Source organism: Acinetobacter sp. NIPH 1852, assembly GCF_022549455.1.
In the GTDB taxonomy this organism is placed as follows: domain Bacteria; phylum Pseudomonadota; class Gammaproteobacteria; order Pseudomonadales; family Moraxellaceae; genus Acinetobacter.
Map to the genome: position 1 here is coordinate 91,577 of NZ_JAKZGG010000002.1, position 15,746 is coordinate 107,322.

The window sequence follows — 15,746 nt, forward strand, 5'->3', positions numbered from 1 at the left end:
TTTTTCACTTTTAGCTCAGTACCAATATTGCATCTGATCGCTGAGGTCGTTACTGTATTTTATATTGCTTAGTTTCTAAGCTTACGGTTCAAGACAAGGTTCAATGTCTTTTAAAACTTTAAAATAATGATTTGGTGATAATAATGAAATGGGAAGAAATCGGTGATCAACCTTGTTCAGTTGCGCGAGCGCTTTCTGTGCTGGGTGATCGATGGACGATGTTGATCTTGCGTAATGCGTTTATGGGTATCCATCGTTTTGATGATTTCCAACGTAGCTTGGGTTTAACACGACATGTTCTTTCTGAACGATTAAAGCGTTTAGTTGAACATGGTATTCTGGTTAAAGTTCCCTATGTGGAGCGACAGGAGCGTTTTGAATACCGATTGACAGACAAAGGTTTAGACTTATATCCGATTATGTTGTCGATGGTACAATGGGCGGATAAATGGATGGATATGGGGCTTGGAAAGCCGATTGAGTTTACTCACAAGCACTGTGGAAAGAAAATGATACCTAGAATGGTCTGCTCAGAATGTGACGAGCCTATTCAAGTTAAAGATGTACGGGCGACAGCTGGGCCAGGTTATTTTGCATTTATGGATCAAAGGCAAAAAAGTGCATGATTTTTAGGGTCTTTTGGCATTTCAGCCATCACCCTATTTTTGTCGTTTTATTTCATCTTGAATTGCATGGGATAGAACATCGAAAATCTTTGGATCTAAAGATTGTGCGACATTAAAACGAATGAAATTTTGATAATTTTGGCTTTGGCTGAATGCATTTCCCGGCGCCAAAATTACACCATGTTCAAGGCAGGTTTTGGCAATACGAGTACTGTCCAAATGATCTGCTAATTTGCACCATAGAAATATTCCTGCCTGTGGTTTAACCCAAGGTTTTATGCCGAGTGTTTCTAATTGCTTGATGGTTGAATCCATTGCTCTGGACAAGCGTATTTTTAATTCCTCTAAATACTTTCGATAATTCCCATCCGTTAATGCTGTATATAAGATTTCAGCTGATAACTGATTGCCACCGAAGCAAGTTGCGATCTTTATATCGGTTAAATCTTCAATCCATTCAGATTTAGTGGCGAGATATCCAGTTCGAACCGAACCAGACAAGGTTTTAGAAAAACTCCCAATATGTATGACGCGTGATAATCCATCCAGTGCAGCAAGTCGTGGCGCTGTATGTAATTCTAAATCAGCAAAAATATCATCCTCGACTACAATCAAATTGGATTGTTCAACCAGCTTTAAAATTTGATACGCCGTTGAAGCAGTTAATATTGCGCCAGTTGGGTTGTGAATTGCTGAATTGGTTATGTATAAACGAGGATTATAGGTTTTAATTGCTTGGGAGAATGCTGCTATATCAGGACCCGTTTGCGTATAAGGTACACCAACGATTTGTATTTGATGAACTTTAAGTAACGCATGAAAATTAAAATAACAAGGATCGTCGACGAGAACGACATCATTCGGTTTTAAAAAATAGCGACAAATTAAATCAATCGCTTGCGTGCCAGAGTCAGTGAGTAAAATTTGATTTGGACTGGCTTCGATTCCTTTATTTAAAATTTTACGTGAAAGTAGCTCACGTAATGCAGGTAGACCAAGCGGGGTTGAATAATCGGTCAGGATTTTTGCATTGGCTTTTGAAATTTTTCGAACCGCTTTACGAATATTTTCATGAGGCATCCAATCATCGGGTAACCAGCCGCATCCAGGTTTCAGAACATCTTGTGTTGCTTCTAATGCTTGTCTTGAAATCCATAATGGGTCAATGTTTCGATCTATCTTAGGGTGAATTTCCGAAATAGATAATGGCGCGAGAGGACCTGCAACAAAATACCCTGAACCTGTTTTAGCTTCGATTAGGCCTTGAGCGGCAAGGCGTTCATATGCTTCAACAATTGTTGAGATCGATAAATTAAGTCGACTAGCCAAAGCACGTACAGACATTAATCTCGAACCAGGCATCAATGAACGATTTTTAATCTGCTCATGGACATGTTGTATAACGAAATCAATTTTTGTTGTTTTCATCCATTCGCTCTTGAACTGTATTGGTGATTTATACAGTACGGTTATTTAAAATTGTACTGTACTGTGTGTGGTACATAAACCTTAACACAGTTTAAATTCTCCATATAGATGTGGAGTGATGAAATGAAGTTTTTAAGCAATGGTTGGGTGAATGGACTCATAGGTGTCGTGATATTTGCGGGCTCTTTACCTGCAACACGTGTTGCAGTCATGGATTTTAGTCCGACATTTTTAACTGCCGCAAGGGCTGCGATTGCAGGGGTGCTAGGGCTAATTTTAATCCTCTTATCACGTCAAAAATTACCTGAGAAAAAAGACTGGATGCCGCTATTGTATGTTGCAATTGGTGTTGTTATCGGCTTTCCACTGTTTACTGCTTTAGCGCTGCAATATGTTAGTGCTGCCCATAGCATCGTTTTTGTAGGATTATTGCCTTTGGCCACCGCCATTTTTGGTGTGTTACGAGGCGGTGAGCGGCCTAATTTTGCATTTTGGTTATTTGCAATCTTAGGGGCAGCACTTGTGTTTGCTTTTATGTTGATTCAAACCCAAAGTTGGCTATTTAACTATGGTGACATTTTTATGCTGCTAGCCATCATACTCTGCGGATTTGGGTATGCTGAGGGTGGAAAGCTGTCAAAACATTTAGGTGGTTGGCAAGTGATCTGTTGGGCACTTATTTTGATGTTACCCATCATGCTTGTTATTTCTTATTTGTATATCCCTACCAGTTTTGAACAAATTTCATGGTCTGCAACATTGGGCTTAGCTTATGTATCCATTTTCAGTATGCTTATCGGTTTTTTCTTTTGGTATAAGGGATTGGCACTTGGTGGTATTGCGGCAGTCGGGCAGTTACAACTATTACAACCGATATTTGGGTTGGCGATTGCAGCAGTCATCTTACATGAGCAGGTAAGTATGACCATGTTTGTGGTGACCGTAGCAGTCATTGCTTGTGTGACTTGTGCTAAGAAATTTGCTTGATTCAAAAGGATTACAAACAATTTGCAGGTTTAGGAACGCCAGCCAAACGACTCAAATGACGAGCAACTAAACCTGTATTAAATCGCTGCTGTAGTTCCGCATTATTAATTTCAGGACTGACCGTTTTCATTAGAAATTTAATCAATGGACGAGTTGCTGGTGAGTGCCCGAATTGCTGGTAAAACTGACGTACCGCATGAAGCACTTCAAAATGCCATGCTGTTAGTTCTAAATCCAAAGATTTAGCCAATTCATGAGCGACTTCTTGATTCCAAATTGTATAATCAAGCAAATGACCATCTTGATCTAACTCTAATTGCATAAAATAGCCTAAGTAAATTTAAAACTGGAAATGGATTATTTCAACGTCACACAGCGATCAAAATGTAAAACTAAATCAGCGAATTGAGTATATTCTATGATTTTCACATACTCTTTAATTTCAACATTTAATAAGCTTTGCTCGCTGCTTAAACAATAAAGATGAAAAAAACGATCTAAAATAGTTTGGGGGATATGCAACGCTGCATCACCCATAATAATAATCGAGTCATCAGTTTGAGCCATTTGACATAAATCTGCCCACATCTTATCAAGTTGTGAATAGGGTGACTGGATCAAAAATAAAGTTGTATTTTGCATCGAATGATTCCTTACCAATACAATACATGGTCAAATAATTGAATGAACTGTGGATTGAGTTCAATAAATTCGATGTCTTGTTCAGTATTTTGAATCACACTGAGTTGTTGATTTTTTGTTTCGATCAAAATAGGCGTTAAATCATAAAACTCAAAACTTTCGACCATATTTGATGCGACTTTAAACGCATGCTTGAGTTGATCGAATGTTAACTGATTGTTCAATAAACTTAGTGCCGCGTCTTTTAATAAAACTTTGACAGAAATACCAAAGGTTGCTAAAACCATAGTTGCAGACAAACTTTCGTTGACCTGCAAACTGGTTAAATTGGGCTGCGTTAGGATGACAAGTACAGATTTCACACAATTTACCTTTTAAAAGCAACACTCTATTAAAGAACTTAAATTAAAATTGAATTAGACGAGAACAATCTTGCACTGCATCAGCAAGCTCACCTAGTCCAACTAGCTCAAAACCCTGCGCTAGATTGTGATGTTGAAGTGAATGGCGTTGTGCATTACTCGCATCAGTAATTCCCCGAGCAAGGGCAGCACTGACACAGACAGGGAGTCGAATGCCGAGCTTTTGCCATTCTTGTTTCAGATTGCGTTGATCATCAGGAAACCACTGTAAATCGTTCGCAACCTGAACACCGTCTTGGTAAAAGAAGACACGAATTTCTTCATGCTTATCTCGTAATGCTTGCGCTAAACCGAATGCGTGCCAAGCCATTACTGAAGTAGGCGCAGAAGTAATTAGCAGTAGTGTACTCATTGAATATTCACTATGGTCATATAGGCGAAATGAAGGTGGGCATAATTAAAAAGAAGGTAATTATACAATGATTTTGCTGACAGGTGGTTTAGGCTTTATCGGTTCACATATTGCTTTGAGTTTATTAGCTCAAGGGAAAGAAATAGTTATTGTTGATAATTTAGCTAATTCTACCTTACAGACCTTAGAGCGATTGGAATATATCTCAGGTATGTATATTCCATTTGTAAAGTTGGATGTTCGTAATACACCAGCGCTAAATAAAGTATTTGAACAATACTCAATCGATACTGTTATTCATACTGCAAGTTTTAAATCTCTCGAAGAATCTGCTTTGAAACCGCTTGAGTATTATAACGACAATGTCAGTTGTATCATGAGTTTATTACGTGCCATGCAACGAATGGGTGTAAGGCAGTTGTTGAATTTATCTAGTTTGGCTGTTTACGGGAAGTCTGATTCTCAGCTATCAGAGGACACAGAATTTAATTATCGTTCTGCCAATCCTTATATTCGAACCCAACAAATCGTTGAAGATATTATAGCCGATACCTATAAAGTTGATCACGAATGGAAAATCGTGAATTTTCGTTTATCCAATATTGTTGGTGCATTTGAGCATGGCGTATTGGGTGAGTATGTTACTCAACTCCCTAAAAATATTGTGCCTCTTGCTTTACAAGTTGCAGCGATGCAAAGAGATTGTATCGAGTTGCAAAACCAAGCAGAAACAACGGATCACACGGTAGAGCGTAGTTTCTTACATGTGTTAGATGCTTGTGATGCGATATTGATGACGATGAATTGGTTAGAAACACAAAGCAATTGTTTAGAGTCTTTTAACATTGCACATTCGCAGCTAACTTCTATTCAAAGCTTATTAGATGAAATCGCAAAAGTGACGCAGGCTGAGATTCGTGTTCAGCCAGCAGTTTATCAAAATCAGGAGTTGGCTCAGTTAGGCGCAAATATTGATAAGGTAAAAAAAGTACTGAATTGGGAACCGAAACGTTCCTTAACTAGAATGCTTGAAGATGAATGGAGATTTTATCTCAATACTTTAAAAGGTAATTAAGTTAATGATTCTTATTTACAATAATGACCTGTTTGACGATAATGATGCCTGTTGTCGGACATTTATAGAGATATTCTACGACTGAGCTAGCCAAAGCATCTATTTGCTTCAGCCCGTGAAAATTTTAACCAAATAGAGCAGAGGTTGATGATATGCAAATGCGAATTGAACACGACACCATGGGGGAGATTGAAGTTCCCAATGAAGCCTTGTGGGGTGCGCAAACGCAAAGAAGTTTACAGAACTTTAAGATCGGTCAAGAGCGTTTACCACGCGCAATGATACGTGCAATGGGCTTGGTCAAAAAGGCAGCCGCAATCACCAATGCTGAGCTGAAACAACTTCCTCAAGATCTGAGCGAATATATTGTCGGTGCTACTGAAGAAGTCATTGCTGGACAATGGGATGCACAGTTTCCTTTGGTGGTTTGGCAAACAGGCTCAGGCACGCAAAGCAATATGAATTGTAATGAAGTCATTGCCAATATAGCCAATCAGAAATTGGGACAAGCACTCGGTGCACAAAATCCTGTACATCCGAATGACCATGTCAATCGTGCTCAATCCACCAATGACTCCTTCCCCACTGCGATTCATGTTGCGGCAAGTCTTCAAATCAATGAGCTGCTCATTCCAGCAGTTGAAAAACTCAAAGTTACTTTACAGCGTAAATCAGATGAGTTTAATGATATCGTCAAAATAGGTCGTACACATTTACAAGATGCGACCCCCCTGACTTTAGGACAAGAGTTTAGTGGTTATGTTTCACAATTAGAGCATGGCGTGAAGCGTCTACATCAAGCACTTGCTGGTTTATATGAATTACCTTTGGGTGGTACGGCTGTCGGTACAGGTTTAAATGCCCATCCTGATTATGCAGTCAAAGCGGCAGAGCAGTTATCTACGCTTACGGGACTTCCATTTATCACTGCGCCGAATAAATTTGAAGCTTTAGCTGGACGCGATGCAGCCGTATTTGCATCAGGTGCATTAAAAACCTTGGCTGCGAGTTTAAATAAAATTGCGAATGATATTCGATGGTTGGCGAGTGGTCCTCGTTGTGGCTTTGGTGAGATTCGTATTCCAGAGAATGAACCTGGCTCAAGCATTATGCCGGGTAAAGTCAATCCGACTCAAAGCGAAGCCATGACCATGGTGGTTGCTCAAGTATTAGGGAACGATACGACTATCAATGTGGCAGGTGCATCTGGTAACTTTGAATTAAATGTATTTATGCCTGTGATTGCCTATAACTTATTACAGTCGATTCAGTTGCTGGGTGATGCATGTAATAGTTTTAACGATCATTGTGCGGTGGGCATCGAGCCAAATCGTGAGAAAATTGACCATTTCTTACATAACTCTTTAATGTTAGTCACTGCATTGAATCCTGTGATTGGCTATGAAAACTCAGCCAAAGTTGCCAAAACAGCCTATAAAGAAGATAAAACCTTAAAACAGGTGGCAGTTGAATTAGGTTTGGTCACCGCTGAGCAATTTGATGAGGTTGTTAAGCCTGAAAATATGGTATCGCCGAACAGTAAGTCGTGATTTTATCTTAATTGTACGTCCTCTCATTTATGGGGGGACTTTTTTATGAGTGGTTTTTACAAAGTGAACTGCGTACAATATTGGTTTGATTGACTAGACCATTGTTTTACTATGCTTAATATTTATTTAACAGATACTCAAACTCATATTCAATATTCTGGTCTGTCTCATGAAAACCCTGTTAAGTTTCTGTTGAATTTAAAGAAAATATTTCCAAGTACCGTTGATTTATTATTGCCAGTATTGCCTGATGATAACGACTTAGAAAATTTAACGTGGGAAGCCAATTCAAAAGATTTTGAAATTTTTAAAAAGTTACTGGAAGGTTGGGGTGTTATCGAATTGCGTTTAAGTGCAATTACCACATATAAAGATAAAGATTTTGCAAATGAGCTGGTAAAAAAAGCCCAAACTCAACGTAAACGGATTGCACAAAAACAAACTCAACTGTCATTACTTGCGTTGGACTATGTGTTGATGCATGAAATTCATGCGTTGATCGATGCAGAACTGGTAACGATTGGAGAAAAGTTCTATTTACCTACATTGCGCCAGCAATGGAAAGGGCAATTCTCAGAGCAAATTTTGCAATGTAAATTTTAATGACGGAAAGCAGACTTAGGGTCTGCTTTTTTTTGATTAATCATGTTGACCTAGAAAAAACATACATATACAAACAGTTACAAGATTTTAGTGTCTGAATTTTCAAGCGGCATATATATTGCTTGTAGGGATATAAATATTATTGCGGGAGAGAAGTTCTTCAATGAACTCGCCGAAGGAGCAACGACCCCGGAAACTCTCAGGCAGAAGGACTGTAATAATAGACATACAATCTGGAGAGCAGTGCTCAATTTGTAGAAACATATATTTTAATTTATTTCTTCTATGAAAAACACTCACCGAAGGGGAAGGCTCAATGATTAATTGGTAATCATCTGCCAAAACTCTCAGGTACCATGACAGATGGGGCTACGCATTAAGGAATGTTATGCATTTCTAGGAGTTTGCTATGCCACATGTTGTTGTAATTGGTGCGGGGATTACGGGTGTAACGTCTGCTTATGAATTGATTAAACTCGGTTATGAGGTGACGGTAATAGATCGACACTTATTTCCAGCAATGGAAACATCCTTTGCCAATGGTGGGCAGTTATCTGCCTGTAACGCCGAAGTTTGGAATCAAAAAGCAACTGTGCTGAAAGGTATGAAATGGATGGGCAAAAAAGATGCACCATTATTGCTCAATCCATCTTTTAGTGTGCACAAATATCGCTGGCTCGTTGAGTTTTTGACTCACATTAAAAATTATAAAGCTAACACCATTGAGACTGTACGTTTAGCGTTATTGGCGAGACAACGTTTATTTGAAATTGCAGAGAAAGAGAACATTTCTTTTGATTTGGAAAAACGTGGTATTTTGCACATGTACCATACCAAAGAAGACTTTGAAATCGCAAAAAAAGTGAATGATGTGTTAGTCGAAGGGAAACTGGAACGTAATGCGATCACGCCCGAAGAAATGAAGGCAATTGAACCCAATTTAACAGGTACATATTTTGGTGGATACTACACTTCTGGAGATGCAACAGGAGATATTCATAAATACTCTGTGGGTTTAGCTGAAAAAACCCAAGAGTATGGTGCGAAATATTGCTTTGGTTTGGATGTGGTTGATGTTCAATGTTTACAAGATAAAGTGATCGTCCAGTGTAAAAACAGCTCGGAAAATACTCATCCTGACTCAGAGCAGATCACTGAAATCGAAGCAGATTTGATTGTGGTTTGTGGTGGTGTCGGTAGCTATCAATTGGCCGATATGCTTGGAGATACGATTAATGTTTATCCTGTAAAAGGTTATTCAATTACAGTCCAGCTTAACGACGAGCGTAGTGTAAACAATGCACCTTGGGTCAGCTTATTGGATGAAAGCGCAAAAATTGTGACTTCGCGATTGGGTGCTGATCGTTTTCGTGTTGCTGGAACAGCGGAGTTCAATGGTTATAACCGTGATATCCGTGCTGATCGCATCCAGCCTTTGGTTAATTGGGTCAATCAAAATTTTGATATTTCAACAGAGCATGTTGTGCCTTGGGCGGGTTTGCGTCCGATGATGCCAAATATGTTGCCAGTGGTGCGACAAGGTAAGCAATCGCGCGTGTTTTACAATACAGGACATGGTCATCTAGGCTGGACATTATCTGCCGCTACGGCAGTTTTGATAAGCCAAGAAATTGCGCAGAAGTTTCCAAGCTAAGTTTTTATGAAGCCGATGGATACATCGGCTTCATATTCGTCATTTTGAGATCAATCATATAAGCGATAAATACCTGCAAAGCGTTCGCAACCTTTTTGTTCGGTTTTTATCACCAATAAAGCTTTCTGAAAATCAAAATGATATTGGCACATCTTCTCGTTGTCGGTAATCTGATTTTTCTCATTCGGGGTGCTATAAGCAAGCAAAGATAATGTTTGTGTTTCCAAACGATTGTTAGGATTTCGATAGGCGATCCCTTCAATTTTAAGTTTGTCTTTGTCGAGCTGATGAATCTGTAAATGAACAGGTTGCGCTGCAAGTTTGCCATGTTCGTATTTTAAATAGTGCTGTGTGAGCGTTTGATTCATTGACGTATAAAAATTCAAATCATCAAAACGCGCATCGAACTGCTGTTGAAAACATGCTTTCGATTTACATTTTCGTATTTGGCCTAACCATAACTTTTGAGTATCGTGTAAAAGTTGCAGAGGGGCATCAGTGACTAGATAAGCCGTTAAAAATTTATCGTTGAGTTTTAGTCGGTGCTCATTATATTGCTTGGAACATATGATTTTGAGGTCAGAATTGCGACTAGAGCAATCGATAGATTGGGCAAATGTATATGTTGAGCAGAAACAACCCAATGCGATGATATAACCTGCTTTCTTTAATTGATTTCTTACCATGTTCAACAGCATAATCACTTATACTTTCAGTCTAATTTGCTCAACGTACTATAGCGAAATAGAAAGCCTGAATACAAGATTTGTTCGGTATATTGTAAAAGGAAAATGTTATGGTTGCTCAGATTCGTATTGGACAAGGGATAGATGTACATGCTTTTGAAGAAGGTGATTTTGTAACCTTGGCAGGTGTTCAAATCCCTCATACACACGGTTTAAAAGCACATTCAGATGGTGATGTAGTTTTGCATGCACTAAGCGACGCTTTATTGGGGGCTTTGGCTTTAGGGGATATTGGGCAACACTTTCCTGATACTGATCCAGAATATAAAGGTGCTGATAGTCGTGTGCTGCTGAAACATGTTTATCAGTTGATTTTGGATCGTGGTTATCATTTAAATAACGCTGATATCACAGTTGCCTGTGAACGTCCGAAACTGGCTAAACATAATCTAGAAATGCGTCAAAGTATTGCAGATGTGCTAGATGTCGAGGTGACGCAAATTAGTATTAAAGCCACAACCACTGAAAAACTTGGTTTTACTGGTCGCCAAGAAGGCATCCTAGCAACAGCTACAGTATTGATTTCACATCAAGCAAAATGATCTGTATTAATCAAAGCTTGTTGCAATTCTTGAGTTGCTTTACGGCCTTGGAGTTGTAAAGCAATGCTATGGATTAGACCAGTCCAAGTCTCGTTTGGTTCCCAGATCTGGTGTAACAGTTCTTGGGCTTCTGGTAGGTCAATGTTCATATAGAATTGGCGATACAAATACATGAGGCTACTCACACGCATATTTTTAGCACAGTGTAACCAAACGACTTCGTTTTGTACTAAGTGATCAATGAGATCCAATACAAAAAGGCATTGTTCTGAACAAGGCATGTCCCAGTCGATTGGGATATGCATATAATTTAATCCAAGCGCTAAGCAAATTTGATCTTGTTTGAGTAAATGGTTCTCGGATTTGCTGGTTGCGAGATTAATGACTGTACTGCAACCATACTCTTTGATCTGCTGTAATTGTTCTGCAGTTGGTTGAGCTGAGCTAAATAAATGCTCATGCACCACGGAGAAACTTGGTATTTCAGATAAAGCTTGCTCAAGTGTCGTCATAAGATCCGCTGTGTCGTCATTGAAGTTTTCTTATAAAGAGAAACTTAATCTAAAGGGCATGGATTACTATAAGTGTTTTTATTTAAGTGTTCAATTTATAAGGCTCAAATAAAAAATATAAGATGCAAAAAAACAGCATCAAATGATGCTGTTTTTTGATACTGGCAATTAACCTTTTTTTAGATTCTCGTTCAGTAAGAACTCCATCAATGCTTTTTGTGCATGTAAGCGATTCTCTGCTTCATCCCAAACAACGGCATTTTTATGATCAAGCATATTTTCAGAGATTTCTTCACCACGATGTGCTGGCAAACAATGCATAAATAAGCAATCAGGATGAGCCAAGTCCATGAGTTTTTCATTGACTTGAAAATCAGCAAACGATTTCTCACGAAGTTTTTGCTCTTCTTCTTGGCCCATGCTTGCCCAAACATCGGTCACGATCAAGTCAGCATTAACGGCTGCATCTTCGGCTTTGTTGAAAACTTCAACACAATCGGCAAATTCGGCTAAAAATTTCGCTTGTGGTTCATAACCTTCAGGCGCAGCAATTTTTAGTTTAAAGCCCATCATATGTGCTGCTTCAATATATGAGTTACACATATTGTTGCCATCACCGATCCACGCAACTGTTTTACCTTCGATGCTGCCACGATGTTCTTGGAAGGTTTGTAAGTCAGCGAGTAATTGGCAAGGGTGATGATCATCAGTGAGACCATTGATGACAGGAACTTTTGAGTAAGAAGCAAAACGTTCGACAATGTCATGACCAAAAGTACGGATCATGACGATATCAAGCATGCTTGAAATAACACGTGCAGAATCTTCAATTGGTTCACCACGGCCCAATTGGGTATCGCGTGGAGATAAAAAGATAGCACTACCACCAAACTGGTCGATACCAGCTTCAAAAGAAATACGTGTACGCGTACTCGATTTCTCAAAAATCATTCCCAAAACTTTACCAACAAAAGGTTGATATACCGTATTGCTATGTTGCATACGCTTAAGTTCATGCGCGCGATCTAAAATGCGTTGCAGTTCCAAAGAAGATAGGTCACGTAAAGTTAGAAAATGCCGAAGCGCCATAGTTACTCCCACAATAATTATTGAATAAAAACAATAACTAATTGCTCTTTATTGGGTGGTGAATAAAAAAGAATTGACTACTATACTATAGGTCTAAAAAAATGCAAAAGAATTAGACCTTTTGATGAGCTTTTAAGAATAGTTCTACAGAATAATTAATATAATCAAATATTTCAGCATCATTATCTGACACGTCTAGACCCATCAAAATACGCCACTCTACATCACGTAGAATCCCAAAATACATCGTGGCTGAAAAATGGGGTTGTGAACAAAAAATCTCATTGTCTGAATGTGCTTGTTCAAGCGCAAAAGCGATCGTGTTTTGAATGTTGGAGGCACATTTGTTATAAAAATAATTTGCTAATTGTGCATCTTTTTGTGATTGCTCGGTAAACATACGCATAAATGCGATATTTTCAGGTTGAATAATATGTTGGTAAAAGCGCTGGAGCGTCTTAGATAAGTAATTTTTTAAGCTGATCTTTTCTGAGGCATAAGGTAAGCAGACCCCGTTAAAGAAAACCTCTCTTCGGTAATCACAAATTGCGCTAAAAAGCCCTTCTTTGTTTCCAAAATATTTATAGATGGATGTCTTGGATCCACCAGCATGATTGACAATATCATCCAAAGAGACAGCATCATAACCTTTCTCAAGAAACATGTCGGTTGCACAAAGAAGTAAGGCAAGGCGACGTTCTTGACCTCGACGGGTTTGAGGTCGTTCACAATTTGGGTAACAAATATCAGTCATCGTATTCGATACTCATATGTTGGGTAATCCTCATTATAGCAAAAACCATATGCATTGTATGGTGATCTTATTGAGGTATATGTCACTCCCATTACAAAACAAAAAAGCGAGCACCTAAATGACTCGCTTTTTTTGTTAAAGATGTTGAAGCGCTAGACTATGCGGGTTTCCTCTTCTTCATCTTCCTCGGTTGAATCCATCCCTAGCTCTTTAAGTTTACGGGTGAGTGTGTTGCGACCCCAACCTAATAGCTCAGCGGCGTGGCGTTTACGACCACGGGTTTGTTGTAATGCGGCAGTGATCAATGTGCGTTCAAACATCGGGGTGGCGATATCGAGAATCTTCATTTCACCATTTTTGAGTTTTTGAATTGCCCATTGAGACAACAACTCATCCCAGTGATGAACTGCCATTCGGTCAACTAAGGCTGGACTGGTAGTAGAAGTTGTTGATGTCGCGTCACTTGAGATTTTCTGTACAGAGACTTGTTTGAGTTCTGCAGGGAGATCTTCGGGATAGACTTCACGACCTGTAATCATGACAGTAAGCCAGCGGCAGGTATTTTCTAACTGACGGACATTTCCCGGCCAAGGTAGTTGTTGCATATAGTCGGTTGTTTCAGTACGTAAGATTTTTGGGCTTACGCCTAACTCTTTACCTGCACGGGCTAAGAAGTGTTGCGCCAGCATAGGAATATCTTCGCTACGATGTGCAAGTTTTGGAATATGAATACGAATGACATTTAGGCGATGATATAAGTCTTCGCGGAAACGACCATCATTCACCAACTTTTCCAGATCTTGATGGGTTGCAGCAACAATACGCACATCAACTTTGACGGGCACATGTCCGCCAACGCGATAAAATTCACCATCTGCTAAGACGCGAAGTAAACGAGTTTGTGTCTCAAATGGCATATCACCAATTTCATCTAGGAATAATGTACCGCCATTGGCTTGTTCAAAACGTCCCTGATGTTGGGTGTTCGCACCCGTAAATGCACCTTTTTCATGTCCAAATAACTCAGTTTCAATTAAGTCTTTTGGAATTGCAGCCATGTTGAGTGCAATAAAAGGCTTAGCGCGACGTGGTGAGTGTTTGTGCAAGGCATGTGCAACCAGTTCCTTACCAGTCCCTGATTCACCATTAATCAACACTGTAATATGTGATTGTGATAAACGTCCAATCGCACGGAAGACTTCCTGCATGGCAGGTGATTCACCAATAATTTCAGTGGATTGAATAGGTGCTGCTGCTGCGGTTTTAGTCGCTTCTTGCTGTTGTAATTTATTGATATGCAAAATAGCACGATTGACTAGTGCTAATGCCTCATCAATATCAAAAGGTTTTGGTAGGTATTCAAAAGCACCTGTTTGATAGCTAGATACTGCTGACTCCAGATCAGAGTGAGCAGTCATGATGATTACAGGTAGGTCAGGATGGGTATTTTTAACTTTAGATAAAAAAGTTAAACCATCAATACCAGGCATGCGAATATCCGTCAGAATGACATCTGGTGCATCTTCATGTAAGCGATCTAGTGCGGTTTGTGCCTCTTCAAAATTGGTAACGTCAAAACCTTCTTCTTTGAAAGTTTTTTCGAGTACCCAGCGCATGGCACGATCGTCATCTATTACCCAAATTTTATTTCGTGACACGGTCCGACTCCCAAGGTAAATATAAGCTAAAAACGGTTTTTCCAGAAACGGATTGACACTCGATCATTCCGTTATGTTGATGCATGATGTTTTGTGCAATGCTGAGGCCTAGACCTGTACCTTTCGCTCGTCCAGTGACCAGCGGATAAAATACAGACTCTAAAATACTTTCAGGTACACCGGGTCCATTGTCTTCAATATCAACACGAACGGTTGAGCGATGAAGAGAACCATTAATGGTCACTAGGCGTTGTATACGGGTTCGTAAAATAAGTTCAGGTTCAGAATCCACAAAGAAATCTTTATTTTCTGTCATGGCTTGAACGGCATTTACGCTAATGTTGAGCATGACTTGAATGAGTTGATCACGGTCTGCCATAACATCGGGCAATGAAAGATCGTAGTCACGTGTAATTTTAATCTTCTTCTTGGTTTGATTCGTGATTAATGATCTAACGCGCTCTAAAGGCTCATGCACATTTACAAGTTCATAACTTGGCAATTGGCGTGAACCGAGCATGGTGTCTGCTAAATTGGTGAGCCGATCCACTTCACTAATAATAATGTCGGTAAACTCTCCATAACGATCATCATTTAAGCTACGTGCGAGTAGTTGAGTTGCACCGCGAATGCCTGCTAAAGGATTTTTGATTTCATGGGCGACACCACGAACCAATTGACGAGCGACTTGATGTTGTTGAACTAAGTTTTCTTCTTTGGAAATCTTTAGCATGCGATCAATAGGGTTGAGTTCGATGAGTAATAATGGAGTATGGTTTTTCCCAGTACTAAGTTGTGAAACCGTATAATCAACGTGAATTGATTTAAAACTTACATTGATCACTGCTTCACGACGTGTGTAATGTTGTCCGCTTTTTAATGTTTTTAATAAAGCTTCGTGTGTATTGAATGAATCATCATGAGCGTGTAATAAATTCAAGACGGGTTGTCTTGAGGCGCGGAGTAGACTGATATCAAACAATGCTTCACAAGCAGAATTCAAATAAAAAATATTAAGGTTACTATCGACCAATAAAATGGCAGTTGTCAGATTATCTACTAAGAGTCGATAGTCGATAGTGTTGTGTTGATCCATTTGTGAATCG

18 protein-coding genes and 1 riboswitch are annotated in these 15,746 nt (G+C 39.3%); of the genes, 7 read left to right on the plus strand and 11 right to left on the minus strand.

The window, feature by feature from the left end; translation table 11 throughout:
* Positions 1–143: 143 nt before the first annotated feature.
* Positions 144–626, plus strand: a complete 483-nt coding sequence (locus tag MMO38_RS02130) for a helix-turn-helix domain-containing protein (protein WP_004670924.1) — start codon at positions 144–146, stop codon at positions 624–626.
* A gap of 33 nt (positions 627–659) precedes the next feature.
* Here the strand turns inward: MMO38_RS02130 and MMO38_RS02135 are convergent, their stop codons facing one another.
* The gene (locus tag MMO38_RS02135) at positions 660–2,054 is read right to left on the minus strand and encodes a PLP-dependent aminotransferase family protein (protein ID WP_004670926.1); all 1,395 of its coding nucleotides are present in this window, start codon (positions 2,052–2,054) and stop codon (positions 660–662) included.
* Positions 2,055–2,177: 123 nt separating this feature from the next.
* Between MMO38_RS02135 and MMO38_RS02140 the strand changes: the two genes are divergently transcribed.
* Positions 2,178–3,041, plus strand: a complete 864-nt coding sequence (locus MMO38_RS02140) for a DMT family transporter (protein WP_004670928.1) — start codon at positions 2,178–2,180, stop codon at positions 3,039–3,041.
* A gap of 10 nt (positions 3,042–3,051) precedes the next feature.
* Here the strand turns inward: MMO38_RS02140 and MMO38_RS02145 are convergent, their stop codons facing one another.
* The 4 genes from MMO38_RS02145 to tusD are packed head-to-tail and all read right to left on the minus strand — an operon-like array spanning position 3,052 to position 4,457.
* Complete coding sequence (locus MMO38_RS02145) at positions 3,052–3,363, minus strand: TusE/DsrC/DsvC family sulfur relay protein (RefSeq protein WP_004670930.1); 312 nt, start codon at positions 3,361–3,363, stop codon at positions 3,052–3,054.
* Positions 3,364–3,398: 35 nt separating this feature from the next.
* The gene (locus MMO38_RS02150) at positions 3,399–3,683 is read right to left on the minus strand and encodes a hypothetical protein (RefSeq protein WP_241322356.1); all 285 of its coding nucleotides are present in this window, start codon (positions 3,681–3,683) and stop codon (positions 3,399–3,401) included.
* Positions 3,684–3,694: 11 nt separating this feature from the next.
* A complete protein-coding gene (locus MMO38_RS02155) occupies positions 3,695–4,045 on the minus strand; it encodes a hypothetical protein (RefSeq protein ID WP_241322358.1) in 351 nt (116 codons plus the stop codon).
* A gap of 43 nt (positions 4,046–4,088) precedes the next feature.
* Positions 4,089–4,457 carry a sulfurtransferase complex subunit TusD gene (tusD, locus tag MMO38_RS02160; protein ID WP_004670937.1) on the minus strand — a complete coding sequence of 123 codons (369 nt, stop codon included), beginning with the start codon at positions 4,455–4,457 and terminating at the stop codon, positions 4,089–4,091.
* 67 nt (positions 4,458–4,524) lie between these two features.
* On the opposite strand from tusD, the gene MMO38_RS02165 reads away from it, so the two are divergent.
* The 4 genes from MMO38_RS02165 (at position 4,525) to MMO38_RS02180 (ending at position 9,339) form a co-directional block, all read left to right on the plus strand.
* Positions 4,525–5,532 carry an NAD-dependent epimerase/dehydratase family protein gene (locus tag MMO38_RS02165; RefSeq protein WP_241322359.1) on the plus strand — a complete coding sequence of 336 codons (1,008 nt, stop codon included), beginning with the start codon at positions 4,525–4,527 and terminating at the stop codon, positions 5,530–5,532.
* A 152-nt stretch (positions 5,533–5,684) separates the two neighbouring features.
* Positions 5,685–7,082 carry a class II fumarate hydratase gene (gene fumC, locus MMO38_RS02170; protein WP_241322361.1) on the plus strand — a complete coding sequence of 466 codons (1,398 nt, stop codon included), beginning with the start codon at positions 5,685–5,687 and terminating at the stop codon, positions 7,080–7,082.
* Between the two features lie 111 nt (positions 7,083–7,193).
* Positions 7,194–7,685 (plus strand): hypothetical protein, encoded by a 492-nt coding sequence (locus MMO38_RS02175; protein ID WP_241322363.1) that lies wholly within the window; start codon positions 7,194–7,196, stop codon positions 7,683–7,685.
* A 135-nt stretch (positions 7,686–7,820) separates the two neighbouring features.
* Positions 7,821–7,910, plus strand: a riboswitch (glycine riboswitch).
* Between the two features lie 184 nt (positions 7,911–8,094).
* Positions 8,095–9,339, plus strand: coding sequence for a D-amino acid dehydrogenase (locus MMO38_RS02180; RefSeq protein ID WP_241322365.1), 1,245 nt, complete (start codon positions 8,095–8,097; stop codon positions 9,337–9,339).
* Between the two features lie 50 nt (positions 9,340–9,389).
* Here the strand turns inward: MMO38_RS02180 and MMO38_RS02185 are convergent, their stop codons facing one another.
* A complete protein-coding gene (locus MMO38_RS02185) occupies positions 9,390–10,037 on the minus strand; it encodes a hypothetical protein (RefSeq protein ID WP_241322367.1) in 648 nt (215 codons plus the stop codon).
* Between the two features lie 98 nt (positions 10,038–10,135).
* Here MMO38_RS02185 and ispF point away from each other — a divergent pair, with 98 nt between their 5' ends.
* Entirely contained in the window at positions 10,136–10,627 is a 492-nt protein-coding gene (ispF, locus tag MMO38_RS02190; RefSeq protein WP_005197095.1) for a 2-C-methyl-D-erythritol 2,4-cyclodiphosphate synthase, read from the plus strand.
* Here ispF and MMO38_RS02195 read toward each other — a convergent pair.
* From MMO38_RS02195 to glnL, 5 genes are all read right to left on the minus strand, one after another.
* Positions 10,615–11,139, minus strand: coding sequence for a protein tyrosine phosphatase family protein (locus MMO38_RS02195; RefSeq protein WP_004670953.1), 525 nt, complete (start codon positions 11,137–11,139; stop codon positions 10,615–10,617). The genes ispF and MMO38_RS02195 overlap by 13 nt on opposite strands.
* Positions 11,140–11,307: 168 nt before the next feature.
* Positions 11,308–12,228, minus strand: a complete 921-nt coding sequence (gene argF, locus MMO38_RS02200) for an ornithine carbamoyltransferase (protein ID WP_241322369.1) — start codon at positions 12,226–12,228, stop codon at positions 11,308–11,310.
* Between the two features lie 112 nt (positions 12,229–12,340).
* Positions 12,341–12,982 (minus strand): TetR/AcrR family transcriptional regulator, encoded by a 642-nt coding sequence (locus tag MMO38_RS02205; RefSeq protein ID WP_121929288.1) that lies wholly within the window; start codon positions 12,980–12,982, stop codon positions 12,341–12,343.
* A gap of 152 nt (positions 12,983–13,134) precedes the next feature.
* A complete protein-coding gene (glnG, locus tag MMO38_RS02210; RefSeq protein ID WP_004670959.1) occupies positions 13,135–14,640 on the minus strand; it encodes a nitrogen regulation protein NR(I) in 1,506 nt (501 codons plus the stop codon).
* Positions 14,627–15,736: a nitrogen regulation protein NR(II) gene (glnL, locus tag MMO38_RS02215; protein WP_005197090.1), complete on the minus strand. Its 1,110-nt coding sequence runs from the start codon at positions 15,734–15,736 to the stop codon at positions 14,627–14,629. The genes glnG and glnL overlap by 14 nt, the downstream gene beginning before the upstream one ends.
* Positions 15,737–15,746: the final 10 nt, after the last annotated feature.